The organism is Stenotrophomonas sp. GW821-FHT02D01 (assembly GCF_059421765.1).
This window is the reverse complement of the sequence record NZ_JBWKVP010000001.1, coordinates 488447-511403: the sequence shown is the minus strand read 5'-3', so window position 1 is coordinate 511403 and position 22957 is coordinate 488447. Positions and strand designations below refer to the sequence as shown.

24 protein-coding genes are annotated in these 22957 nt (G+C 66.8%); 16 read left to right on the top strand and 8 right to left on the bottom strand.

The window, feature by feature from the left end:
- The first annotated feature begins 11 nt into the window (after positions 1-11).
- A complete protein-coding gene (locus AC07UW_RS02425) occupies positions 12-593 on the top strand; it encodes an SMI1/KNR4 family protein (RefSeq protein WP_312787884.1) in 582 nt (193 codons plus the stop codon).
- Between the two features lie 87 nt (positions 594-680).
- On the opposite strand, the gene murD is transcribed toward AC07UW_RS02425, so the two are convergent.
- The 3 genes from murD to AC07UW_RS02410 form a co-directional block, all read right to left on the bottom strand.
- A complete protein-coding gene (gene murD / locus AC07UW_RS02420) occupies positions 681-2090 on the bottom strand; it encodes a UDP-N-acetylmuramoyl-L-alanine--D-glutamate ligase (RefSeq protein WP_495211329.1) in 1410 nt (469 codons plus the stop codon).
- A complete protein-coding gene (gene murL / locus AC07UW_RS02415) occupies positions 2071-3423 on the bottom strand; it encodes a UDP-N-acetyl-alpha-D-muramoyl-L-alanyl-L-glutamate epimerase (protein ID WP_495211328.1) in 1353 nt (450 codons plus the stop codon). The genes murD and murL overlap by 20 nt, the downstream gene beginning before the upstream one ends.
- 90 nt (positions 3424-3513) lie before the next feature.
- Positions 3514-6108 carry a bifunctional aspartate kinase/diaminopimelate decarboxylase gene (locus AC07UW_RS02410; protein ID WP_495211327.1) on the bottom strand — a complete coding sequence of 865 codons (2595 nt, stop codon included), beginning with the start codon at positions 6106-6108 and terminating at the stop codon, positions 3514-3516.
- Positions 6109-6183: 75 nt separating this feature from the next.
- Between AC07UW_RS02410 and AC07UW_RS02405 the strand changes: the two genes are divergently transcribed.
- Positions 6184-7056 (top strand): PhzF family phenazine biosynthesis protein, encoded by an 873-nt coding sequence (locus AC07UW_RS02405; RefSeq protein ID WP_495211326.1) that lies wholly within the window; start codon positions 6184-6186, stop codon positions 7054-7056.
- Positions 7057-7150: 94 nt separating this feature from the next.
- The gene (locus AC07UW_RS02400) at positions 7151-8029 is read left to right on the top strand and encodes a PhzF family phenazine biosynthesis protein (RefSeq protein ID WP_394196229.1); all 879 of its coding nucleotides are present in this window, start codon (positions 7151-7153) and stop codon (positions 8027-8029) included.
- 87 nt (positions 8030-8116) lie between these two features.
- Here the strand turns inward: AC07UW_RS02400 and AC07UW_RS02395 are convergent, their stop codons facing one another.
- Positions 8117-8548, bottom strand: a complete 432-nt coding sequence (locus tag AC07UW_RS02395) for an OsmC family protein (RefSeq protein WP_019659396.1) — start codon at positions 8546-8548, stop codon at positions 8117-8119.
- A gap of 370 nt (positions 8549-8918) precedes the next feature.
- Here AC07UW_RS02395 and AC07UW_RS02390 point away from each other — a divergent pair, with 370 nt between their 5' ends.
- The 4 genes from AC07UW_RS02390 to AC07UW_RS02375 all read left to right on the top strand — a co-directional run bounded on the left by AC07UW_RS02390 (position 8919) and on the right by AC07UW_RS02375 (position 11225).
- Entirely contained in the window at positions 8919-9320 is a 402-nt protein-coding gene (locus tag AC07UW_RS02390; protein WP_495211325.1) for an HU family DNA-binding protein, read from the top strand.
- A 305-nt stretch (positions 9321-9625) separates the two neighbouring features.
- Positions 9626-9934 carry a DUF3861 family protein gene (locus tag AC07UW_RS02385; protein WP_180163815.1) on the top strand — a complete coding sequence of 103 codons (309 nt, stop codon included), beginning with the start codon at positions 9626-9628 and terminating at the stop codon, positions 9932-9934.
- A 148-nt stretch (positions 9935-10082) separates the two neighbouring features.
- Positions 10083-10547 (top strand): hypothetical protein, encoded by a 465-nt coding sequence (locus AC07UW_RS02380; protein ID WP_495211324.1) that lies wholly within the window; start codon positions 10083-10085, stop codon positions 10545-10547.
- Positions 10548-10628: 81 nt separating this feature from the next.
- Complete coding sequence (locus AC07UW_RS02375; RefSeq protein WP_312786430.1) at positions 10629-11225, top strand: YceB family lipoprotein; 597 nt, start codon at positions 10629-10631, stop codon at positions 11223-11225.
- A 72-nt stretch (positions 11226-11297) separates the two neighbouring features.
- Here AC07UW_RS02375 and AC07UW_RS02370 read toward each other — a convergent pair whose 3' ends face one another.
- Positions 11298-11840, bottom strand: a complete 543-nt coding sequence (locus tag AC07UW_RS02370; RefSeq protein WP_025873977.1) for a type 1 glutamine amidotransferase domain-containing protein — start codon at positions 11838-11840, stop codon at positions 11298-11300.
- A gap of 130 nt (positions 11841-11970) precedes the next feature.
- Positions 11971-12438 carry an SET domain-containing protein gene (locus tag AC07UW_RS02365; RefSeq protein WP_010483549.1) on the bottom strand — a complete coding sequence of 156 codons (468 nt, stop codon included), beginning with the start codon at positions 12436-12438 and terminating at the stop codon, positions 11971-11973.
- A gap of 210 nt (positions 12439-12648) precedes the next feature.
- Between AC07UW_RS02365 and AC07UW_RS02360 the strand changes: the two genes are divergently transcribed.
- The 5 genes from AC07UW_RS02360 to AC07UW_RS02340 all read left to right on the top strand — a co-directional run bounded on the left by AC07UW_RS02360 (position 12649) and on the right by AC07UW_RS02340 (position 17951).
- A complete protein-coding gene (locus tag AC07UW_RS02360; RefSeq protein WP_025873978.1) occupies positions 12649-13104 on the top strand; it encodes an SUF system Fe-S cluster assembly regulator in 456 nt (151 codons plus the stop codon).
- Between the two features lie 18 nt (positions 13105-13122).
- The gene (gene sufB, locus AC07UW_RS02355; RefSeq protein WP_033830551.1) at positions 13123-14598 is read left to right on the top strand and encodes a Fe-S cluster assembly protein SufB; all 1476 of its coding nucleotides are present in this window, start codon (positions 13123-13125) and stop codon (positions 14596-14598) included.
- Between the two features lie 73 nt (positions 14599-14671).
- Positions 14672-15436: a Fe-S cluster assembly ATPase SufC gene (gene sufC / locus AC07UW_RS02350; RefSeq protein ID WP_025873980.1), complete on the top strand. Its 765-nt coding sequence runs from the start codon at positions 14672-14674 to the stop codon at positions 15434-15436.
- Positions 15436-16698: a Fe-S cluster assembly protein SufD gene (gene sufD / locus AC07UW_RS02345; RefSeq protein ID WP_025873981.1), complete on the top strand. Its 1263-nt coding sequence runs from the start codon at positions 15436-15438 to the stop codon at positions 16696-16698. The genes sufC and sufD overlap by 1 nt, the downstream gene beginning before the upstream one ends.
- Complete coding sequence (locus AC07UW_RS02340) at positions 16695-17951, top strand: cysteine desulfurase (protein ID WP_100435925.1); 1257 nt, start codon at positions 16695-16697, stop codon at positions 17949-17951. The genes sufD and AC07UW_RS02340 overlap by 4 nt, the downstream gene beginning before the upstream one ends.
- 79 nt (positions 17952-18030) lie before the next feature.
- Here AC07UW_RS02340 and AC07UW_RS02335 read toward each other — a convergent pair whose 3' ends face one another.
- Together AC07UW_RS02335 and AC07UW_RS02330 are read right to left on the bottom strand one after the other, a co-directional pair.
- Positions 18031-18411 (bottom strand): hypothetical protein, encoded by a 381-nt coding sequence (locus AC07UW_RS02335; RefSeq protein WP_336025656.1) that lies wholly within the window; start codon positions 18409-18411, stop codon positions 18031-18033.
- Positions 18412-18577: 166 nt separating this feature from the next.
- Positions 18578-18883 carry a hypothetical protein gene (locus AC07UW_RS02330; RefSeq protein WP_032975849.1) on the bottom strand — a complete coding sequence of 102 codons (306 nt, stop codon included), beginning with the start codon at positions 18881-18883 and terminating at the stop codon, positions 18578-18580.
- Between the two features lie 173 nt (positions 18884-19056).
- On the opposite strand from AC07UW_RS02330, the gene AC07UW_RS02325 reads away from it, so the two are divergent.
- From AC07UW_RS02325 to AC07UW_RS02310, 4 genes are all read left to right on the top strand, one after another.
- The gene (locus AC07UW_RS02325; protein WP_032975848.1) at positions 19057-19596 is read left to right on the top strand and encodes a GNAT family N-acetyltransferase; all 540 of its coding nucleotides are present in this window, start codon (positions 19057-19059) and stop codon (positions 19594-19596) included.
- Positions 19593-19925 (top strand): non-heme iron oxygenase ferredoxin subunit, encoded by a 333-nt coding sequence (locus AC07UW_RS02320; RefSeq protein ID WP_495211323.1) that lies wholly within the window; start codon positions 19593-19595, stop codon positions 19923-19925. The genes AC07UW_RS02325 and AC07UW_RS02320 overlap by 4 nt, the downstream gene beginning before the upstream one ends.
- 161 nt (positions 19926-20086) lie before the next feature.
- Entirely contained in the window at positions 20087-20491 is a 405-nt protein-coding gene (locus AC07UW_RS02315) for a hypothetical protein (protein WP_495211322.1), read from the top strand.
- Between the two features lie 150 nt (positions 20492-20641).
- A complete protein-coding gene (locus AC07UW_RS02310) occupies positions 20642-22924 on the top strand; it encodes a TonB-dependent receptor (protein WP_336025650.1) in 2283 nt (760 codons plus the stop codon).
- Positions 22925-22957 lie beyond the last annotated feature (33 nt).

The following is a 22957-nucleotide window of genomic DNA, read 5'->3' as shown; positions in this document are numbered from 1 at the left end:
GGCGTCTTCCGATGATACTTGTTGATCGTTTCCTCTCTGGCCTGATTCCGCGCCTGCCTGCCGAGGATGCTCTGCAATGGGCGCATGTCCTGGGCGCCAGCACCGAAGACCTGCGGCGGCTGCGCGCGCAGTGGCCGCAGGTGCCGGACAGTCTTGTCGCGCTGCTGTCGCAGGTGGATGGCACCCACTTCCGCGAGTATCCCGGCGGCGAGGTCTGCGTACTGATGCTCGGCTCCGACGTCGGCGACTATCCGTATTACCTGCGCTCGGTCGCGCAGATCTTCGAAGACCAGCAGCAGTGGGACGACAGCATCCGTTCCATCTACGAAGAATGGCTGGATGAAGAGCCGGACATCCTCGGCGCCGGCATCGATGCAAACCTGCCGATGAGCCGCCGACTGTGCTTCTCGCACTGCATGAACAACGGCGGCACCTCGATGTTGTATCTGGATTTCGAACCTGCACCCGGCGGCAGTGTTGGACAGGTGGTGCGCTACCTGCACGATCCGGACAGCTACGCGGTCATCGCCCCCAGCTTCGATGCCTACCTGCAGCAGCTGATCGACCGCGACTACAGCTTCCTCGACGAGTAGATCCACGCCAAGCGTGGATGGGTGCACAGGATTCAGCAGGGGCAGAGCCCTTTCCTGCGGAAAGGGATCCGACCCCGATCCCGCCGATCAGGCGATCCCGATGCCCGGAATCGCGCTGATGGTGTCCGGGTCGAACCCGGCCAGCTCGGCGAAATGCCGCCCGCGCGCGACGTAATCACGGTAGGCGCCATAGCTCGGCGCGCCCGGCGACAGCAGCACCACCCCGCCCTGTTCGCCCAGTGCGCGACGCGCCAGCGACATCGCGTCGGGCAGGTCGGCAGCGGCATGCAGGCCGAAACGGCCGGCGTCGGCCAACGGCTGCAGCATCGCGTGGATGCGCGGGCCGTTGCTGCCCATGGTCACGATCTCCACCGGCGGCATGTCATGCGCCATGTGCTGCACGAAGTCGGTCCAGTCCAGCCCACGATCATGCCCGCCGACCAGCAACGCGATGCGCTGGCCGGCAAAGCACTCCAGTGCCGCCAGGCTGGCATGCGGCGTGGTGCTGATCGAATCGTTGACGTAGGTCAGGCCATCGGCCTGGCCAATGCGTTGCAGGCGGTTCGGCAGCGGCCGGAAATCCTGCACCGCCGGCGCCAGCGCCACGGCATCCAGGCCCAGCGCCTCCAGCGCCGCCAGCACCGCGCACAGGTTGCCGCGGTTGTGGCGGCCCGGCAGCGGCGTGTTGCGGGTATCGAATACCGGCTGCTCGCCGCGATGCACGATGTCACCGCGCATGTGCCAGCCCTGCGGCTGGTTGAACCAGACCACCTCGCTGCCGGGCAGCGACAGCGCCGCCAGATGCGGGTCTGCGGCATTGAGCACGGCAACGCGCGGCGCGGCCCCGGTCACCAGCTGCAGCTTGTCTTCGATGTAGCGCTGTTCGCTGCCGTGCCAGTCCAGGTGTTCCGGGAACAGGTTCAGCACCACCGCCACCTGCGGGTGCGCACCGCTGCGCGCGACCTCGCCGGTCTGGTAGCTGGACAGCTCCACCGCCCAGTACGCAGGCGCCGGTTGCGGGTCCAGCACTTCCAGCAGTGGCAGGCCGATGTTGCCGACCAGGCCGGTGCGATGTCCCGCTGCGCGCAGCAGGTGCGCGACCAGCGCGGTGGTGGTGCTTTTGCCCTTGGTGCCGGTCACGCAGATCGTGTCGCGCACGGTGCCATCGGCATCGGCATGTTCGGCAAACCACAACGCCGTGCCGCCGATGAAGCGGGTGCCCCGCTCCGCCGCCGCCAGCGCGATCGGCAGGTACGGGCTGATGCCCGGCGACTTGATCACTACCTCGAATGAAGCCAGTGCATCAGCCGACGGTTCACCACGCACGTCCAGCACGCCCTGCGTTTCCGCACGCGCGGCCGCGACCTCGGTGGCCGGGCAGAACAGGCTCAGGCCAAGCGATGGCAGGCGCGCGCGCAGCACCGCATACGCAGCACGCCCCTCACGTCCCCAGCCCCACAGCGCTACGCGCTTGCCTTCAAGCTGCGAAATCTTCACGCACCCGTTCCCACAGCGTCGCCGGAATACGATGTTCGCCCTGCAGCTGCATCAGCGGTGCCAGCTCCAGCTCGGCCGCATCCAGCTGCGGCTGGATTTCATTGCAGAAGCGCTTCACCAGCACGTCTTCCTTCCACTCCGGGCGCTGCGCCAGGGTGGCCATCGCCGCACGCGATTCGCGGCCTTCGCCCACGCATTCGAACGGCTTGTGGTCCTGGAATTCCAGCAGCGCGTCGAAGCCAGCAGCCTGCTCGATGTCGTCCAGCAGGTTGCGGCCGAATATGCGCACCAGGCGGGTCTTCGGCATGAACGGGCCCAGCGCCAGGAACACGAAGTGGCACTTCGGGCAGACGCCGCACCAACGGTTCACCGGGCGCTCGCCAAGGATGTGGAAGTTGCGGTTGCAGCTGGAGAAATGCGCGTCGTAGAAATCGCTCTTGGCGAACTGGCGGGCCACCGCAAGCTCCGACATCGGCCGCAGCAACGAGTAGTACTGCAGATCAGCGGCCACCTGTTTCTGCACGTACATGCCGAAGGCCTGTTCGAACGCCCAGCCCTTCGACCACTGGTGGTTGACCTCGCCGGTGCCCGGAATCTGGCTGCCGTAGCTGGCCGACCGTTCGTTGGAGAACACCACCTGGTCAACGCCCTGCAGCAGCGCAGCCAGCACCATGATCGCCGAGTTCACCGCAGTGACCGGGATGTGCCCGTTCCATGCGCCCTGGCGGTTGAGTTCGAACAGCTCCGGCGCCAGCGCGCGGCCAAGGTTCAACGTCGGCAGCCCGGTGCGCTCGGCACAGGCACGGATCAACTGCGAACCCCCGATCCAGGTCACCGTCTCGTCCACGCCGGCGCGGCGCAGCGCTTCGATGCTGACCAGCGAATCCTTGCCGCCGCCGATGGCGACCAGCGCGTGCGATTGCAGGCCCAGCACCGGTGCCTGCACCGTTTCGCCCTGCACCGGCAGGCGGAAGCGCCCACGCAGGTTCAGGCCGTTGCGGTAGGCGAATTCGCCCAGGCCGTTGAGGTAGATGGTCTCCACCAGCGCTGCGGTATCGGCATCGATGCTGTAGCTGTCGATGCTGACCGTATCGGGCACCCCAGCCTTGTAGTAGCTCACACCGGCAATCAGGTGCAGCAGCCGCAGCGCGCGCTGCACGGCATCGGCACGGGCCGGTTCCAGCACGAACGGAGCGCCGGGCACGGTAACGGTTTCCACCATTTCCGGGCCGTCATCGAAGGCGTAGACCAGCTTGGCCACGCCGGTGTCCGCGGCGAATTCGCAGCGGACGAAACGGAAGCGGGAAACCTGGTGTTTATCGAAAGCAGTCATGGTGAATCCAGTTCGAGCACGGTCAGGCACGTGCCCGCGCGCAGGCGCGGGACGTGTCGGTGGGCGGGTGCAGGGCGCGGAAGGCGGCGATCATTCGATCACGTCTTCGCGCGGCATCGCCCGCTGGTTGTAGGTGTTGGACATCACATAGCCGTAGGCACCGGCGTCGGCGATCAGCATCACATCATCCGGCGCGGTCGACACCGGCAGCTTGCGGCGCTTGCCGAACACATCGCTGGATTCGCAGATCGGGCCGACCACATCGAACGCCGCTTCGGCGTAACCGCCCTGGCGGCTGAGGTTCTCGATGTCGTGCCAGGCGTCGTACAGGGCCGGGCGCATCAGCGTGTTCATGCCGGCATCCAGGCCGACGCGGCGCACGCCATCCTTCTCCACCACCTGGGTGGCGTGGGTCAGCAGCACGCCCGATTCGGCCACCAGGAAGCGGCCCGGCTCGATCGCCAGGCGGAACGCCGGATGCAGCGCCTTGACCTCGGCCAGGCCCTCGGCCCAGGCATCCAGGTCGAACGGCTCGTCTTCGTCGCTGTACGGAATCGGCAGGCCACCACCGATGTCGATGGTATGCACACTGCCGATACGACGCGCGAAGCCAGCCAGCTCATCACACATCAGGCGCCAGTGCTGGGCGGTTTCCACGCCACTGCCAAGGTGCGCATGCAGACCAACCACGCGGGTGCCAAGCTCGGTGGCCGCGCGCACGAACTCGTCCACGCGCGCGATTGGCAGGCCGAACTTGGATTCCTTGCCACCGGTGCGGACCTTGGCGTGATGGCCTTCGCCACGGCCCAGGTCCACGCGCAGCCACAGCTCGCGGTTGCGGAACAGGTCCGGCCAGCGTTGCAGGGCTTCGACGTTGTCGACAGTGACGGTCACGCCCAGCGCGAACGCCGCTTCGTACTCGCTGCGCGGGCAGAAGCTGGGGGTGAACAGCACGCGCTTGGGCGACAGTTCCGGAATGGCCTGGAACACATGCTTCAGTTCACCGTGCGACACGCACTCCAGGCCGAAACCTTCGGCTTCCAGCAACTGCAGGATGGCCGGATGGCTGTTGGCCTTGATCGCGTAGTAACGCTGGTCGATCGGCTTGATCGCCGCCAGCGCGCGGGCACGCGCCCGCACCGTCGGCATGTGGTAGACGTAGCGCGGGGTGCCGGCATCGGCCAGCTGCAGCAGGTGCGCACGCTGGCCGCGCCACCACGGCGTACCACGCGGACGCACGGTGCCGGCGATTTCGCGCCAGCGCGGGCCGAACACTTCGGTCTCTTCCACCGGCATCGCGCCGCTGTCGATCAGTTCGGCGTGCAGGATCGGCAGCAGGCCATCGGCATCGGCTTCGTCGATGACGAAGGTCAGGTTCAGGTCGTTGGACGACTGCGAGATCATGTGCACGCGCTCACGACCGAAGGTCGCCCACACGTCCGACAGCTTGTGCAGCAGCGAGCGCATGCCCAGGCCGACCAGGGTGATCGCCGCGCACGGCACGATCACCTTGACCTTGCAGATGTGCGACAGGTCGGCCGACAGCGCGGCCAGCACATCGGTGTTGACCAGGTTCTCGGACGGGTCCAGCGATACGGTGACGTTGGTCTCGGCCGAACCGATCAGGTCCACCGACAGGCCGTGCTTCTTGAACAGGCCGAATACATCGGCGAGGAAGCCGACCTGCTGCCACATGCCGATGCCTTCCATCGACACCAGCACGATGCCGTTGCGGCGGCTGATCGCCTTCACGCCCGGCACCGGCGCGGCATTGCCGTCGATGCTGGTGCCCGGCAGTTCCGGACGCTCGGTATCGAGGATCGCCATCGGCACGCCCGCATCGCGGCACGGCTTGATCGAGCGAGGGTGCAGCACCTTGGCACCGGTGGTGGCGATTTCCTGCGCTTCGTAATAGTCCAGGCGGGTCAACAGGCGCGCGTCCGGCACGTCCTTGGGATTGGCGCTGAACATGCCTGGCACATCGGTCCAGATCTCCACGCGGCTGGCGCCGAGCAGCGCACCGAAGTACGCCGCCGAGGTATCCGAGCCGCCGCGGCCGAGGATGGCAGTGCCACCGTCGGCATGGCGCGAGATGAAACCCTGGGTGATCAGCAGGCGCGTGGGCTGGGCGCGGAAGCGCTGCGCCCACTCGGCATCGGCACGCCACTGGCAGTTCACCGACAGGCGCTGCGACCAGTCGCTCTGGTTCGGCTGCGGCGGCAGCGCGTCCAGCCACTGGCGCGCATCCATCCAGCCGAAATCCAGGCCGCTGGCACGCAGATAGGCCGCGCCCAGGCTGGAAGACAGCAGTTCACCCTGGCCGAGCACTTCGGCCTGCCAGTCCAGAGGACGGCTGGGCGCACGCGGGTCGTCCAGCAGGCCCTGCAGCGCGGCCAGCCGCTCGGCCAGCACCTCCGCGCCCAGCCCCAGCTCGTCCAGGAAGGCCTGGTGGCGTTCGACCAGCGCCGCCACGCGATCGCGGCTATCCGGCGCGCCATCGGCAATCGCGGTCAGTTCATTGGTGACCCCGGACAGCGCCGAAACCACCACCAGAACGCGCGAACCGGTCTCTTCGGCCCGTTTTTTCGCCAGCTTCCCGATCGTGTCCCAGCGGTGGCGACGCGACACCGAGGTGCCGCCGAACTTCAGTACGATCCAACGATCGACAAGGGGGGAAGCTGACATGGATAGGCTATGTGTAATGTGGGGAAGCCGCCCTCGGGGGCGGAACCTTCGATTCTAAGCCCAATACACCCGTCAATGACCGCCTACCGCTACCTGCAGCTCGATGTCTTCGCCCACCACCCCGGTACAGGCAACCCGCTCGGTGTCGTGTTCGACGCGGATGGACTGTCTACCGACCGCATGCAGGCCCTGGCCGCCTGGCTGAACCTGTCCGAGACCGTGTTCTTCCTTCGCCCCACCGTTGCCGGCGCCGACTACCACGTGCGCATCTTCACCCCTGCCAGCGAGCTGCCCTTCGCCGGGCACCCCAGCGTGGGTGCCGCCTGGGCTGCGGTCACCTGCGGCCTGGTGCAGCCACGCGACGGGGCCCTGGTGCAACAGTGCGCGGCCGGCCTGCTGCCGGTGCGGGTTACCGGGCCGGCCAACGCGCCCACCATCCAGCTGGCCAGTCCAGCGGCGCGGCCGCTGCCGGCAGTGCCAGACGGCATTCCTGATGCCCTGCGCGCTGCTGCCGCCGAGGGCCAGCGCGCCGAGCTGTGGGACAACGGACCGCGCTGGTGGCTGCTGCCGCTGCGCGACGCCGAGGCCGTACGCACGCTCGCACCGGACATGGCGGCCCTGCGCGACTGGAGCATTGCCACCGACGCGCTCGGCATCGCCGTGTTCGCGCTCGAACCCGATACCGGGCACGACCTGGTGGTGCGCGCGTTCTGCCCCGCCGATGCGCCCAACGTGCCGGAAGACCCGGTGACCGGCAGCGCCAACGCGCTGATCGGCGCCTGGCTGCGGCAGCGCAATGCCCTGCCCGGCGAGAACGGGACCTATGTGGCCAGCCAGGGCCGCGAGATCGGCCGCGACGGCCGTGTCCAGGTCACCGTCGACGCGCAGGGCACGGTGTGGATCGGTGGTCAGGTGCAGCCGGTGATCGACGGCAACATCCGCTGGTAGTACCGGGCCACGCCCGGCGGCCTGCCGCGCTGCGCGCTCGCGGGGCATGGCCCCGCGCTACCCTATGCCGCCTGTTTCCTGGAGTTCCTGCCCGATGACCACCCGCCGTTTCCTGCAGCTGGATGTGTTTTCCCCGCGCCCGGGCGCCGGCAATCCGCTGGCCGTCGTGCTCGATGCCGAAGGCCTGGACGATGCAGCGATGCAGGCCATCGCCCGCTGGACCCGCCTGCCCGAAACCACCTTCGTGTTCCCGGCACAGACGGCCGGCGCCAGCTATCGGCTGCGCATGTTCAGCCCGCTGAAGGAAGTGCCGTTCGCCGGACATCCAAGCGTCGGCACCGCCCATGCGGTGCTGCAGGCAGGCCTCGCCTTGCCTGTCGACGGGGTTCTGGTACAGGACGGCATCGCAGGCGCCCTGCCACTGCGCGTGACGGGCGAAGGCGCACAGCAACGCATCGCCATCCGTACACCGCGTGCACAGCTGGCCGAGATCGCCGCTGCCGAGGATCCGCGCCTGCAACCCGCATTGCGCACCTGGCCGCTGGGTTCGCTGCCGCCGGCCCGTATGCAGGGCGGCCGCAGCTGGTGGGTCGTGCAGGTTGCGGATGAGACCGCATTGCGCACCCTGCGTCCGGACTGGGATGCGATCGCCACACTGGCCGAATCGACCGACAGCATGGGCGTGTTCGCCTACGCATTTGCCGAAGGCAGCGAAGGCTACGATCTGGCCGTGCGCGCGTTCGTCGGCAATGGACGCCGCTTCGAGGATGCAGCTTCAGGTGCGGCCAATGCCGTGCTGGCGGCCTGGCTGGACCTGCGCGATGCCCTTCCGCGCGGCCGCCAGCCCTTCGAAGTCAGCCAAGGCCGCGAAGTCGGCCACGATGCGCGGCTGACGCTGCTGGTGGATGAAGACGGCGAGGTCTGGTCCGGTGGCCAGGTGCAGACCGTAATTTCCGGCACCATCGACTGGTGAACGCAAGGCGGTAGAGCCGGCCGCTGGCCGGCTGCCACCTTATACCCGGTTTCACGTGGTTGCCGGCCAGCGGCCGGCACTACCTTCTCAGCCCAGCTCGGCTTCGAGGCTGATCGGCACTGCACTCAGTGCCTTGGAAACCGGGCAGTTCTGCTTGGCGTCATCAGCGATCGCGCGGAACTGCGTCGCATCGATTCCCGGTACTACCGCCTTCACTTTCAGTCGGATCTGCGACAGCTGCGGGCCGCCTTCCATCGACAGATCGACTTTGGCTTCGGTATCCAATGAGGTTGGGGTGAAACCGGCTTCGCCGAGCTTGGCCGACAGCGCCATGGTGAAACATCCGGCGTGCGCGGCGGCGATCAGCTCTTCGGGATTGGTGCCCTTTTCATCACCGAAACGGCTGTTGAAGCCGTAGCGGGTTTTGTCCAGCAGGCCACTCTGTGGCGTGCTCAACTGGCCCTTGCCCGACTTCAGGTCGCCTTCCCAATGCGCGGTAGCGTGTCGCGAGATTCCCATGTCCTGCTCCCTTGTGGCTGCGATGAACCAATACCCTGGCACGCACCGCGTTAGCCCTGCGTCGCCCCGCCGCATGCGCCGCGCCTGTCCCGAGCCAGCGAGTGGACACTTCTTCGCCACCAATCCGGCGATTTCTCCCTTGTTTTCAGTCATTTCGCCAACCCGACCGAAAACACGAATACTGCGGTGCAGTGCACCAGGACACCCGTTTCCGCCACTACCGGTCATGTACTGAATCGGCCTGGATATGAAAAAACATGCACTTTCAGCGCTCCAGGCTATTGGCGGCGCCCAAGAGTTGCCCTACATTGCGCTTGCCGACGGGGTTCGGCGCCGACCAAACAACCAACCGTTCACGGAACAGGAAACCATGGCAAAGACCGCTAAGAAGGCTGCCCCGAAGAAGGCAGTGAAGAAAGTCGCGACGAAGGCTGCTGCCGCCAAGCCGGCCGCTCCGAAGCCGATCAAGGAAGTGCTGACCAAGTCGGGCCTGGTTGCACACATCGCTGAAGTCTCCGGCGTTGTCGCCAAGGACGTCCGCGCTGTGCTGGCCTCGCTGGAAGGCGCTGTCGCCGCTTCGGTGCACAAGAAGGGCGCAGGCTCGTTCACCCTGCCGGGCCTGCTGAAGATCACCACCGTCAATGTGGCAGCCAAGCCGAAGCGCAAGGGCATCAACCCGTTCACCAAGGAAGAGCAGTGGTTCGCCGCCAAGCCGGCCACCACCAAGCTCAAGGTTCGCCCGCTGAAGAAGCTCAAGGACGCTGCGCTCTAAGCGCGCGCCCTGCAGCGGATACCTGACGGGACGGCCTTGGCCGTCCCGTTTTTTTTTGCCCCGCATCCGCGCACGCTCTGCAGTAGATCCACGCCATGCGTGGATGCCGTCCACTGCGCCCTCCGCAACACAGCGTTTCCCGCGCCCAGGCAATCTCCCGCACAGGCCCGCCGCCCATGGCCTCGCCGCTGTTTTTCCAGTGCGGGAACGAACCGGGTGGAACACTGCGTGCAGCCCCGGCCATCGCCGCCGGCCAATGCCTTGCCTATGGTGGACACATTCCTCCCCCCAGCGCGAGCACCCCCATGGCCAGCCCCTCGACCCGCTACCGGATCTCGGTGACCCCGATCGAAAAGGACGGGCACCAGTGCACCGGGCGCTGCACCATCGAACTGGAACACCGAGCCAGCCGCGACCTGATGCGCCTGCTGGAATCGGCCCCACGCACGGCAGGCCTGAGCGGCGACGAACGCGCCACCCTGGTGGTGGCCACCCAACTGCTGCGTGACATCGTGCAGCGCCATGCAGACACCGACGGCCATGCACTGGCAGCGATCGCGGTACAGGTCCTGCCGGCGCTGGATGCGCTGGAGCAGCTTCCCTCTTCGCGCTGACCACTTCACGCTGAGCGGCCCCCGGCCGCTACACTGCCGCCTTCCAGGTCGCCTCGGGGAGGAGGCAGACATGCGTGGTTTTCTTGCCTTGTTGATCCCGTTGCTTGCGGTGGCGTGCTCCAACCCGCCCCCTCCAGCTGAGTCCAGCATGCCGGACTCCCCCCCCGCCGCACCCGCCCCTTCCGCGCCTACGACGAACAGGGCCCCGGAATCTGCGACCGTCGACGCCATCACCATCGACCCGCTGTATGGCGCTGTTGCCATCGGCAGCGAATCGCCCGCGGGAATGCTCAACCGCTACATGCTCGACCTGCTCAACCAGAACAAGGTGCGCAGCGATGCTGCCTGGGCCTATGCCCCGGCCGACCCGCGCCATGCCGACGATGCCGTGCTGCGCCTGCTGCCCCACGTGCGCAACCTGCGCCTGGACAGTGACGTGGCGTTGCCACGCGACGATGGGCAGCCGCCACGCCTGCTGGAGGTGCCAGTGAAGATCCGCGCGGTGACCGCCGACGGCACCTTCCGCTACCACGGCTGGTACCGGGTACAGCCCAGTGCTGACGGCCGCGCCTGGCAGATCCAGTCGGCCAGCCTGCAGCCAACGCTGGACTGAACCGTTGCACCCGTGTGTACCCGCGATTCAGCGGGCAAAGCTACTCTGTAGGCCTCTTGGATCCCTCTTCCGGTCACCGCCATGCGCCTGCGTTCCCTGATGACCCGCCTTGCCGCCTCGACCGTGCTGATTGCTGCCGCGATCGGTGCGCAGGCCGCCCCTTCGATCTCCGGTCGCGAACTGGCGGTTGGCGCCAGCGACGTGCAGCAGTACCTGGACGGCAGCTTCCCGCGTACCCAGGACGCGCTGGGCGGCCTGATCGCGCTGACCATGAGCCACCCGCAGCTGAGCCTGCCGGCAGGCGAGCGATTGAACCTGGGCATGGACGTGGCATTGGCCACCGCCGGCGGCAACCCGGCCCAGCTGGGCACGGTGAAGCTCAGCAGTGGCCTGCGCTATGACGCGCAGACCCAAGGCTTCCACCTGCAGCAGCCGACCGTGGATGACTTCACTCCGGCCAACCAGGGTGGCCGCCTCGACTCCCGCACCCGCGGCCTGCTCAATGCGTGGCTGAGCGACTACGCCCAGCGGGAACCGATCTACAAGCTGGACCCGGCCGTGGCCGGCCTGCTTGGTGCCCTGCAGGTGCAGTCGGCGCAGGTGAAGAACGGCAAGCTGGTGGTGACCTTCAACCAGAACCTGGGCGACCTGGTGCCGGCCGGCATCCTCGGCAAATAAGGTAGTGCCGGCCGCTGGCCGGCAATCCTTTCACGCACGTGCCGGCCAGGGGCCGGCACTACCAGCGCAGCATCACGCCGCCAGCGCTTTCACCACCGCCTCGCTGAAGGCCGGAATGTCATCGGGCTTGCGGCTGGTGATCAGGTTGCCGTCCACCACCACTTCCGCGTCGCGCCAGCGCGCGCCGGCATTGGCCAGGTCCTGCTGCAGTGACGGCCACGAGGTGACCTCGTGTCCCTCCGCCAGCCCGCTGTTGATCAGCAGCCAGGGGCCGTGGCAGATCGCCGCCACCGGCTTGCCGGCACCGGCCATGCTGCGGATGAAATCCAGTACTGCTTCGTTGGTGCGCAGGGTATCCGGATTGATCACGCCACCGGGCAGCACCAGCGCATCGAAACGGCCGGCGTCGGCGCCATCCAGTGGTTGATCCACGGCGACCGAATCACCCCAGTCCTTGTCCTTCCAGCCCTTGATGCTCGCCTCCTTGGCCGGCGACACCACGCTCACACGCGCGCCCTCCGCTTCCAGCAGGTGCTTGGGCTCGATCAGTTCGGACTGCTCGAAACCGTGCGTGGCGAGGATGGCGATCTGTTTGCCGCGTAGACGCTGTGCCATGTCGTGCTCCAGATAAGGGGGAGCGCACAGGGTGGCCGAGTGGCCCTTGAACGGCGGTGACCCTCACGTGCACGGCAGGTGGAGAAACGCCCGGGTAGCGCCGGCCAGCAGCCGGCACTACCCAACACATTCAGCGCTTGGGCTGCAGCATCGTGCCGGTGCACTTGGGCGAGCCACAGCGGCACTCCCAGATTTTCTTCAGCTTGGCCGTGTGGCGCTCGGCCAGGGTGATGCCGTAGTTGTACGTCAACTCTTCACCGGCCTTGATATCGCGCAGCGCCTCGATGAAGACCTTGTCGCCGCGGCTGTCACCGTCTTCGTCTTCCTCGATCACCGCCTCGCAGTTCGGGTCGCAGCTGTGGTTGATCCAGCGCGCGTCGTTGCCCTTGTAGTTGGCATCGATCACCCAGTCATCGTTGAGGGTGAACAGGAAGGTATGGCCACTTTCCACATCGCCACTGTCATCGGCATCGACATCGCCGTGGCTGCGCAGCAGGCCCTTGTACTGGATCACGCGCTCGCCCTGCTTGATCGGGGCCACGGAAAACACACCGTTGCCGTGGATGGCGGACTTGCGGGCTTGGATCTTCTTGGGCATCGGCAAGAGACGTTTGCAGCGAAAGGAACGTTGATTCTCGCCCATTCCGGGTGATTGCGAAAATCACCCCCATGCCCCAGCATGTCGCCCCGATGGCGGTCCTTGGCGACTGCCCTCCGGCCGGGCCCAAGCGCCCGCTGAATGGCCGGGTTGGATGCCGGCGAATAAAAGCGTACAATTTCAGTCCGCTTTAAGAACCACTCGCATCCCATGTTGCGCGTCACCAAGCTCACCGATTACGCCACCGTCGTACTGACCGTACTCGCCGCCCGTCCGGGCGAGGTGCTCAGTGCCACCGAGCTGGCCGAATTCACCGGTCTGGAGCCGCCCACCGTCAGCAAGGTGCTCAAGCCACTGGCCCAGGCCGGCCTGGTCGAAGGCCTGCGCGGCGTCCGCGGCGGCTACCGGCTGACCCGCCCATCGATCGAGATCTCGCTGTTTGAAGTGGTCGAAGCCATGGAAGGGCCGTTGGCCCTGACCGAGTGCAGCCACGACCACCACCAGTGCGGCATGGCGCCCAAGTGCGGCGCGCGCAGCAGCTGGCGGCTGATCAATGACGTGGTCTCCGAGGCCCTGCGCGATGTCAGCCTGGCGCAGATCCTGCCCCCTCTTCCCCTTGTCGACGAAGAACAGCGCCGCACCATCGCTGTCGACGTCGTCTCCTGATCCGTAGGCAGCCCCCCCATGGCCACCGAAACCATCGAAACCGTCGCCAGCGACGACACCCCCAACCGCGAGATCCATGAGCAGCTCGGCCGCAAGTATTCGGCCGGCTTCATCACGGACATCGAGTCGGACTCCCTTCCCGCCGGCCTGGACGAGGACACCATCCGCGCCCTGTCGGCCAAGAAGGAAGAGCCGGAATGGATGACGCAGTGGCGTCTGGACGCCTACCGCCACTTCCTGACCATGCCGATGCCGAACTGGGCCAAGCTGCAGATCGCCCCGATCGACCTGCAGGCGCTCAGTTACTATTCCGCGCCGAAGGGCCCGAAGTACGCCTCGCTGGATGACGTGCCCAAGGAACTGCTGGACACCTACGACAAGCTGGGCGTGCCGCTGCACGAGCGCGCCAAGCTGGCCGGCGTAGCGGTGGACGCGGTGTTCGATTCGGTGTCCGTCGGTACCACCTTCCGCAAGGAGCTGGCCGAAAAGGGCATCGTGTTCTGCTCGATGTCCGAAGCCATCAAGGAGCACCCGGAACTGGTCAAACAGTACCTGGGCACCGTGGTGCCGGTCGGCGACAACTACTTCGCCGCGCTCAATTCGGCGGTGTTCTCCGATGGCAGCTTCGTGTTCATTCCCAAGGGCGTGCGTTGCCCGATGGAACTGAGCACCTACTTCCGCATCAACGCCGGCCACACCGGCCAGTTCGAGCGCACGCTGATCATCTGCGAAGAGAAGGCGTACGTGTCCTACCTGGAAGGCTGCACCGCGCCGATGCGCGATGAGAACCAGCTGCATGCGGCGGTGGTCGAGCTGGTGACGCTGGACGATGCCGAGATCAAGTACTCCACCGTGCAGAACTGGTACCCGGGCGATGAGAACGGCGTCGGCGGCATCTACAACTTCGTCACCAAGCGTGCCGAATGCCGTGGCGCGCGCAGCAAGGTCACCTGGACCCAGGTCGAGACCGGCTCGGCGATCACCTGGAAGTACCCGTCCTGCGTGCTGCTGGGCGACGACTCGGTCGGTGAGTTCCACTCGGTGGCACTGACCCACCATCGCCAGCAGGCCGACACCGGCACCAAGATGATCCACGTCGGCAAGCGCACCAAGAGCAAGATCATCAGCAAGGGCATCAGCGCCGGCCGCGGCCAGAACACCTACCGCGGCCTGGTGAAGATCGACCGCAATGCCGACGGCGCGCGCAACTACACCCAGTGCGATTCGCTGCTGATCGGCAAGCAGTGTGGCGCCCACACCTTCCCCTACATCGAGGTGAAGAACCCGGGCGCCACCGTCGAGCACGAGGCCACCACCTCGAAGATCTCCGACGACCAGCTGTTCTACTGCCGCGCCCGTGGCATCAGCCAGGAAGACGCGGTGTCGATGATCGTCGACGGCTTCTGCAAGCAGGTGTTCCGCGAACTGCCGATGGAATTCGCGGTGGAAGCCAAGAAGCTGCTGGAAGTCTCGCTGGAAGGTTCGGTGGGCTGATCGCCCGCCCTGCCCTCGCACAACGCATTCTCTTTACCGGCGGGCCCCGGCCCGCACCACGGAAACCCCCATCATGCTGAAGATCGAAAACCTCCACGCCCGCATCGGCGACAAGGAAATCCTCAAGGGCCTGTCCCTGGAAGTGAAGCCCGGCCAGGTGCACGCCATCATGGGCCCCAACGGCGCCGGCAAGTCCACCCTGGGCAATGTCCTGGCTGGCCGCGACGGCTATGAGGTCAGCGAAGGCAGCGTGCAGTTCGAAGGCGTCGACCTGCTCGACCAGGACCCGGAAGCGCGCGCCGCTGCCGGCCTGTTCCTGGCATTCCAGTACCCGGTGGAAATCCCCGGCGTGAACAACACCTACTTCCTGCGCGCCGCGCTGAATGCACAGCGCAAGGCGCGCGGCGAGGAAGAACTGGATTCCATGCAGTTCCTCAAGCTGGTGCGGCAGAAGCTGGCCGTGCTGCACCTGAAGGACGAACTGCTGCACCGTGGCGTCAACGAAGGCTTCTCCGGTGGCGAGAAGAAGCGCAACGAGATCTTCCAGCTGGCCGTGCTCGAGCCGAAGCTGGCGATCCTGGACGAAACCGATTCGGGCCTGGACATCGATGCACTGAAGAGCGTGGCCGACGGCGTCAACGCGCTGCGCAGCGCCGACCGCTCGTTCCTGGTCATCACCCACTACCAGCGCCTGCTGGACTACATCAAGCCGGACGTCGTGCACGTGCTGGCCGATGGCCGCATCGTCAAGAGCGGCGGCCCGGAACTGGCGCTGGAACTGGAAGCGCACGGCTATGACTTCCTGAAGGACCGGGTCGTGCCCGAGGCGGCGGTCTGATGAGCGCCCTGCTCGATTCCATGGCCCAGGCCTTCTGCGGCAGCGATGCGCGCCGCGAAGTGCTCGACAGCGTGCTGCGCGACGGCCTGCCCGGCGCACGCAGCGAAACCTGGAAGTACACCTCGCTGCGCCAGCTGGAGCGTCGCAGCTTCGCGGCTGCTCCGCTGGCCCCGGCGCTGCTGGATGCCGCCGCGCTGGAGGACATCCCGGCACCGCGCCTGGTGTTCGTCAATGGCCGCCTCAACGACGCGCTGAGCGACGTGCAGGGCCTGCCGGCCGGCGTGCAGCTGGAGACGTTGTCCTCCGCACTGGCCGCTGGCGAGGACGCCGTGCGCTTCCTCGGCCGCCGCTACGATCGCAGCGACGATGTGTTCGCCCGCCTCAACGCCGCCCTCGCCGATGAAGGCGTGGTGCTGCGCGTGGACGACGGCGTGCAGGTCGAGGTGCCGCTGCAGCTGGTATTCGCCAGCGTGGCCGGCGACACCGACCTGGCCTGGCACCACCGCCACCTGATCGAACTGCGTGCCGGCGCCAGCCTGGGCGTGGTCGAGCACCGCTTCAGCGTCGGTGATTCGGCGCATCTGGACAACACGGTGCTGCACGCCCACGTCGCCCGCGATGCGGTGCTCAAGCACGCCCGCGTGCAGGCCGGCAGCGCGCGCCAGACCAGCTTCCTGCGTACCGACGCGGTGCTGGCCAAGGACGCGCAGTACCACCGCGTGGACCTGGAGCTGGGTGCCGCGCTCAGCCGCCATGAGCTGAACGTGCGCCTGGAAGGCGACAACGCCCAGCTGACCGCCAATGGCGTGCTGCTCGGCAACGGTCGCCGCCACGTCGATACCCGCCTGGGCATCGACCACATCGCCCGCGACACCAGCGCCGAGCTGCAGTGGCGTGGCGTGGCGGCCAACCGCAGCCGCGTGGTGTTCCATGGCGGCATCCAGATCCGTGCCGGTGCCGATGGCACCGACGCCAACCTGTCCAACAAGAACCTGCTGCTGTCGGCCGACGCCGAGATCGATACCCAGCCGACGCTGGTGATCGACGCCGACGAAGTGAAGGCCGCACACGGTGCCACCGTCGGCCAGCTCGACGCCAACGCGCTGTTCTACCTGCGCTCGCGCGGCCTGCCGCAGGCCCAGGCGCAGGCGCTGCTGAGCGCCGCGTTCTGCCACGAGCCGCTGAGGGTGCTGCCCGAAGCGCTGCGCGAACAGCTGGCACGCCGGCTGGACAAGGCGCTGGCCGAGGCGGGCGTGGCATGAACCTGTCCACCCCGCGACCGATCGAAGCACCCGCCGACGCCCCCGACTGGGCGCGCGTGCGCCTGGACTTCCCGCTGCTGATGCGCGAAGTGCACGGCAAGCCGCTGGTCTATTTCGACAACGCCAACACCGGCCAGAAGCCGGTGCAGGTGATCGGCGCGGTGGACGAGTTCTACCGTCGCTACAACGCCAACGTCAGCCGTGCCGTGCATGCGCTGGGTACCGAGGCCACCGACGCCTACGAAGGCGCACGCAACAAGCTGGCCCGTTTCCTCAACGTGCGCAGCAACGACCTGGTGCTGTGCAGCGGCACCACCTTCGCGATCAATCTGGTTGCCTACTCCTGGGCCCTGCCCCGGCTGAAGGCCGGCGACGTGATCCTGGTGTCGCGCATGGAACACCACGCCAACATCGTGCCGTGGCAGCTGGTCGCCCAGCGCACCGGCGCGACCATCCGCGTGGCCGAGATCACCCCCGACGGCGCGCTGGACCTGGACGCGCTGCGCGCGGCGATGACCCCCGAGGTCAAGCTGCTGGCCGTGGCCCATGTCTCCAACGTGCTCGGCACCATCAACCCGGTGCGCGAGATCTGCCGTGAAGCCCGCAAGCGCGGCATCGTCACCGTGGTCGACGGCTCGCAGGCCGCCCCCCACCGCAAGGTCGACGTCACTGCGATCGGCTGCGACTTCTACGCCATCACCGGCCACAAGATGTGCGGCCCGACCGGCACCGGTGCGCTGTGGGCGCGTCGCGAGCACCTGGACGCGATGCCGCCGTTCCTGGGCGGCGGCGAGATGATCAAGGAAGTCAGCTTCGACGGCACCGTGTTCAACGACGCCCCGCACAAGTTCGAAGCCGGCACCCCCAACATCGCCGGTTTCATCGGCCTCGGCGTGGCGGCGGACTATCTGCAGAACGTCGGCCTGGACCACGTGGAAGCGCGCGAAGCCGAGCTGCTGGCGCACTTCACCGAAGAGCTGCGCCGGGTTGACGGCCTGCGCATCATCGGCGAGGCACCGGAGAAGGCTGCGGTGGTGTCATTCCTTATCGACGGCGCGCATGCGCACGATCTGGCTACCCTGCTGGATCTGGAAGGTGTGGCCGTGCGCTCGGGCCAGCACTGCGCGCATCCGCTGCTGCAGTACTACGGCGTGGCGGCAACCTGCCGTGCGTCGCTGGCGTTCTACAACACGCATGAAGAGATCGAGCGGTTCATGACTGCGTTGACGAAGGTGCGGAAGTTGCTGGGGTGAGCCCGCACACCGGCAGAGCGGCAATCCGGGGTCAGATCCCATTCGCACCGCGAAAAGGGCTCTGACCCCGTCCACCCAGCTAGCGGGTGGCATCCACGACCTTGCACGTGCCATCGCCCACCTGCACCTCGATGCGTGCCCGCAGATTCTGCGTCAGGTACACATCACCCAGGCACGCGACGTCGAGGCCTGCTTCCCGATAGCGCACGGATACGGACGAGTCCTGCTGGACCACCGGCGTCATCGAAACCTGTGCATTTGCATCGATCGCCCCGAGCTCAGCCACTCGACCGCCAGCGTCGATCTGCACCGCGTCGATGCGCTGGGAGCCCACGTTCCTGACGACCACGACAGTGTCGGTCAACCCTGAGCACGCCGACACCGCAAGAACGGCTAGCGCAAGCACGCTCAGGCGCAGCATCGGGTAGGTGGTCGCTTTGCCATCCCTGGTACGCATCATGCGGGTAACGCCTCATCGCTTCCGTGCGGATCTGTGCACCGCGGGAGCATAGTCCATGCGCAACCTCAACCTCTACGGCGTTCGCGATTCAGCCGTAGCCTCGCTCGTTTCCCCACGCTGCCTCGCGCGCGGAAGATTGCAGAAGGCATGTGGCCCCATCACCGGCTCACTCCTGCAATCGCCTCCCGGCGACACGCAGAATCCGGCCGCGCGCAATCGTCCTTCCCTCCCACAGCGAGACGTCCTCTCCCACGTTGGCCACGGCGAGCGCGTCCTCCGGGAACAGGAACGCAACGGGAAGTTCGTAGCTCTCCCCAAGGACGGCCCGTCCTTCCTGCAACAGCACGCGGCAGTCAAATACTCGGCCCGCCACGAACAACGGGCAGGCGTATACCTGTCCCACGATGTCAGTGCGCCTCCCACCTTCGGCGCTCTGCAGGAAGCGAACGGAGACAACAGCGTCGAATCGCATGGTCACGGCCCTCTGGATCCTCCCTGGATCCTTGTTCCCATAGTGCCGTCGTTTTCGCAGGGGTGGGATTCAGGGATGGGGTCAGAGCCCTTTCGCGGCGCGAAAGGGATCTGACCCTGGCCCATCGCCTCGACCCATTTTGCGCCCGCCCCCGCCCCACCTAGAATGCCCCCATGAGCACTCTGACCTTCCGCGCCGCCACGTCGGCCGACATCCCCGCCCTGATCACCCTGGTCACCTCGGCCTACCGCGGCGACGCCAGCCGCGTCGGCTGGACCACCGAAGCCGACCTGCTGGACGGCGCCCGCGTCGATGCCGAAGGCATCCAGGGCGACCTGGACCGCCCGCGCTCGACCATCCTGCTGGCCGAACGCGACGGCCAGCTCGTAGCCTGCGCCCATGTCGCCGACGTCGACGGCAAGGGCTACTTCGGCATGTTCTCGGTCGACCCGGCCCAGCAGGGCGGCGGTGTCGGCAAGCAGTTGATGGACGCGGCCGAAGCCCACGCCGCACGCGAATGGAACGTGCCGGTGATGCAGATGACCGTGATCGACATCCGCGACGAACTGATCGCCTTCTATGAGCGCCGCGGTTACCAGCGCACCGGCATCAAGAAGCCGTTCCCGTATGGCGACGAACGTTTCGGCATCCCCAAGCGCGACGACCTGCGCTTCGAGATCCTGGAAAAGCCGCTGGCCGGAGCCACCGCGTGAGCGAGGCCTGGACCTTTGTCTGCGCCGGCGCCGAACTGCTGCCGGGCGAATTGAAGAGCGTCTTCGACGAAGTGACCGGCACACCGATCGTGGTGTTCAACCTCGACGGCGAGCTCTACGCGTTGGAAGACCAGTGCACGCATGAGGAGTTCGAGCTGTCCTCGGGCGAGTTCAACACCGCCGAGGCCAGCGTTGAGTGCGTGCTGCATGGCGCGCGCTTCGACGTGCGTGATGGCCGCGCCCTGTGTGCGCCGGCCTATACCGCGGTGCCGAAGTTTCCGGTGAAGCGCGAACACGACGCCATCTGGACCCGCGACGACCGCGATTGAAGTCCAGGGCACCCACCCACGGGGTGGATCTACTGGAACAGCCTGAGGGCCCTGCCAGGGCCTTTCGGGTCCGTTCCGGGTGGCCTCCCATGCCCGTACATGCGAATCATTATCGTTGATGTTATCCTACGTAACATCTTCGTAACGCCTCCGCCTGCGCCATGGCTTCGTCCGCGCCCACTGCCACGCTGTGCCAGCTCGCCCGTCAGGGGTGGCCGCTGCTTGTGGCCGCGCTGCTGACGCTGCTGCTGGGCTGGTCGGCGTTGCACGAAGGGCGTGGCGGCCACGCCGCCAACGCCGGCTGGCAGGCGCATCTGGACAACATGGACCAGGCCGCTCCGCTGCCGGCTCCTTCCAGCGACGAATGTCCCCATCACGCTGCGCCGGCCCCGGAACCTCCGCTGGACGGTGAGAGCGGCACGCCCTGTACCGGCGCTGCGCCGCCGCGCGCTGCGCTGGTGGCCCACATCCCGCCGTGGCACTCCGATGCCCTGCGCTGGCAGCGGCACGATCCCTCGCTGCGTCTGAATCCCGGCCACGCACCTCCGGCACCGCACGCCATCTGAGGCGCCCTGCGGCCATTGCCGTGCGCCTCGCCTCATCTGAACTGCCGCCAGGCACGGCCTGGCACTCCCCGAACCTCGCCGCCATCCCGCCATTGAGTCGCGCTGGCCCGCCCTCGCTCATTCCCCATCCAAGCAACCGTCGACCTACCCATGACCCACATCAAGACCCGCAAGTACGCACCTCGCGTTTCCGTACTGGCCACCGCCACCCTCGCCGCCGGCTTCGCGCCGCTGGCCGCGCAGGCCGCCGACGACGCCGGCGCCAGCAAGGCCACCGAGCTGGACAAGGTCCAGGTGCGCGGCAGCTGGTTCAACCCGTCCTCGCCGAAGTTCACCGCCGCGCTGCTGGACACCCCGAAGTCGGTCTCGATCGTCTCGGAGAAGCTGATCGCCGAAACCGGCGCGACCAACCTGCAGGATGCGCTGCGCATGGTGCCGGGCATCACCTTCGGCGCCGGCGAAGGCGGCAACCCGACCGGTGACCGCCCCTTCATCCGCGGCTTCGACTCGCAGAGCAACATGTTCGTCGATGGCCTGCGCGACGTCGGTTCGCAGACCCGCGAAGTGTTCGACCTGGAGCAGGTGGAAGTGGTCAAGGGCCCGAGCTCGGCCTACGGCGGTCGCGACTCCGGTGGTGGCAGCCTCAACCTGGTCAGCAAGACCCCGAAGCTGAAGAACGAGACCACTGCCAGCATGGGCATCGGTACCGACAGCTACGCACGCGGCACCGTGGATGCCAACTACGTGCTGGGCGATGGCATCGCCGCACGCCTGAACCTGATGAAGCACGAGTCGGACATTGCCGGTCGTGACGCGGCCAACGTCAGCCGCTGGGGCATCGCGCCGTCGATCGCGTTCGGCCTGAACGGCCCGGCGCAGCTGATCGCCAGCCACTACCACATGCAGAGCGACGACCTGCCCGACGCTGGCGGCTTCCCGTATGGCAATCCGAACGGCGCGCCGGTGTCGAAGTGGGTGGACGGCCGCCCGATGGTGCCCGACCGCAACAATTACTACGGCCTGGTGGACCGCGATTTCCAGCGCACCCGCGCCGACATCAGCACGCTGGACGGCAGCTACGACTTCGGCAGCCACAAGCTGCGCAACATCGCGCGCCTGGGCAACACCAGCAACGATTACCTGTGGACCCAGCCGGACGACAGCCAGGGCAACCCGAACAACTACGGCACCTTGTGGCGCCGTACCAACAGCCGCGCCGTCGACGTCAAGAGCTTCGCCGACCAGCTGAGCCTGACCGGCAGCTTCCAGACCGGTGCACTGAAGCACAGCTACAGCGCCGGCGCGGAGTACAGCGACGAGAAGATGACCCGTGGCAGCTATCTGGTGACCCCGGGCACCAACAATCCGCTGACCAACAGCAGCAAGTGCCCCACCACCGGCGCGGCCACCGGCTACAACTGCACCAGCTTCGACAACCCGAACCCGAACGATCCGTGGGCGGCCACCCATGCGGTGTACCGCAGCGACAAGGCGCTGGACGTCGAGCAGCGCACCAAGACCAAGTCCGCTTACCTGTTCGACACCATCGAACTGAACGCGCAGTGGATGATCAACGTCGGCCTGCGTTACGACGACTTCTCCACCACCCTGACCACCCCGGTGGCCAACGCCGCGCCGACCCGCGTGCGCAATGACAATGACTTCCTGAACTACCAGGCCGGCATTGTCTTCAAGCCGGCTGCCAACGGCAGCATCTACCTGTCCTACGGCACCTCCTCCACCCCGCCGGGCATGGACGGTGGCGATGGTTCCGATGGTCTCAGCGCGGCCGTGGCCGACCTCAAGCCGCAGGACACCAAGAACCTCGAACTGGGTACCAAGTGGGACCTGTTCGACAACCGCCTGAACCTGACCGCGGCGATCTTCCACACCGTGATGGACAACGCGCGCGTGACCGTCGACAACGGCACCAGCCAGAACGCCGGCAAGAAGGAAATCAACGGCGTGGAACTGGGCTTCACCGGCCAGCTGACCGACGCCTGGAGCCTGTACGGCGGCTACACCTACCTGGATTCGGAACTGAAGGACAATGGCTTCGTCTGCGCCGTGTCCGGCCGTACCTGCCCGTCCAACATCTACGTGCCCTCGCCGTACAACGGCAACGTGTTCCCGAACACCGCCAAGCACAGCGCCACCCTGTGGACCACCTACCGCTTCCCGTTCGGCCTGACCGTCGGCGCCGGCGCCAACTACTCCGACAAGCAGTATGGTGATGTGGCCAACACCAAGTGGATCCCCAGCTACACCCGCTTCGATGCGATGGCCAGCTACGCGATCCAGGACAACATCAGCCTGCAGTTGAACGTGCAGAACCTGACCGACAAAACCTACTTCACCAAGGCCTACGCGTCGCACTACGCGAGCATCGCCCCGGGTCGTTCGGCCACCCTGGCACTGAACGTGAAGTTCTGATGTAACCCGCAGCACCCACGCGGCGGCAGGATC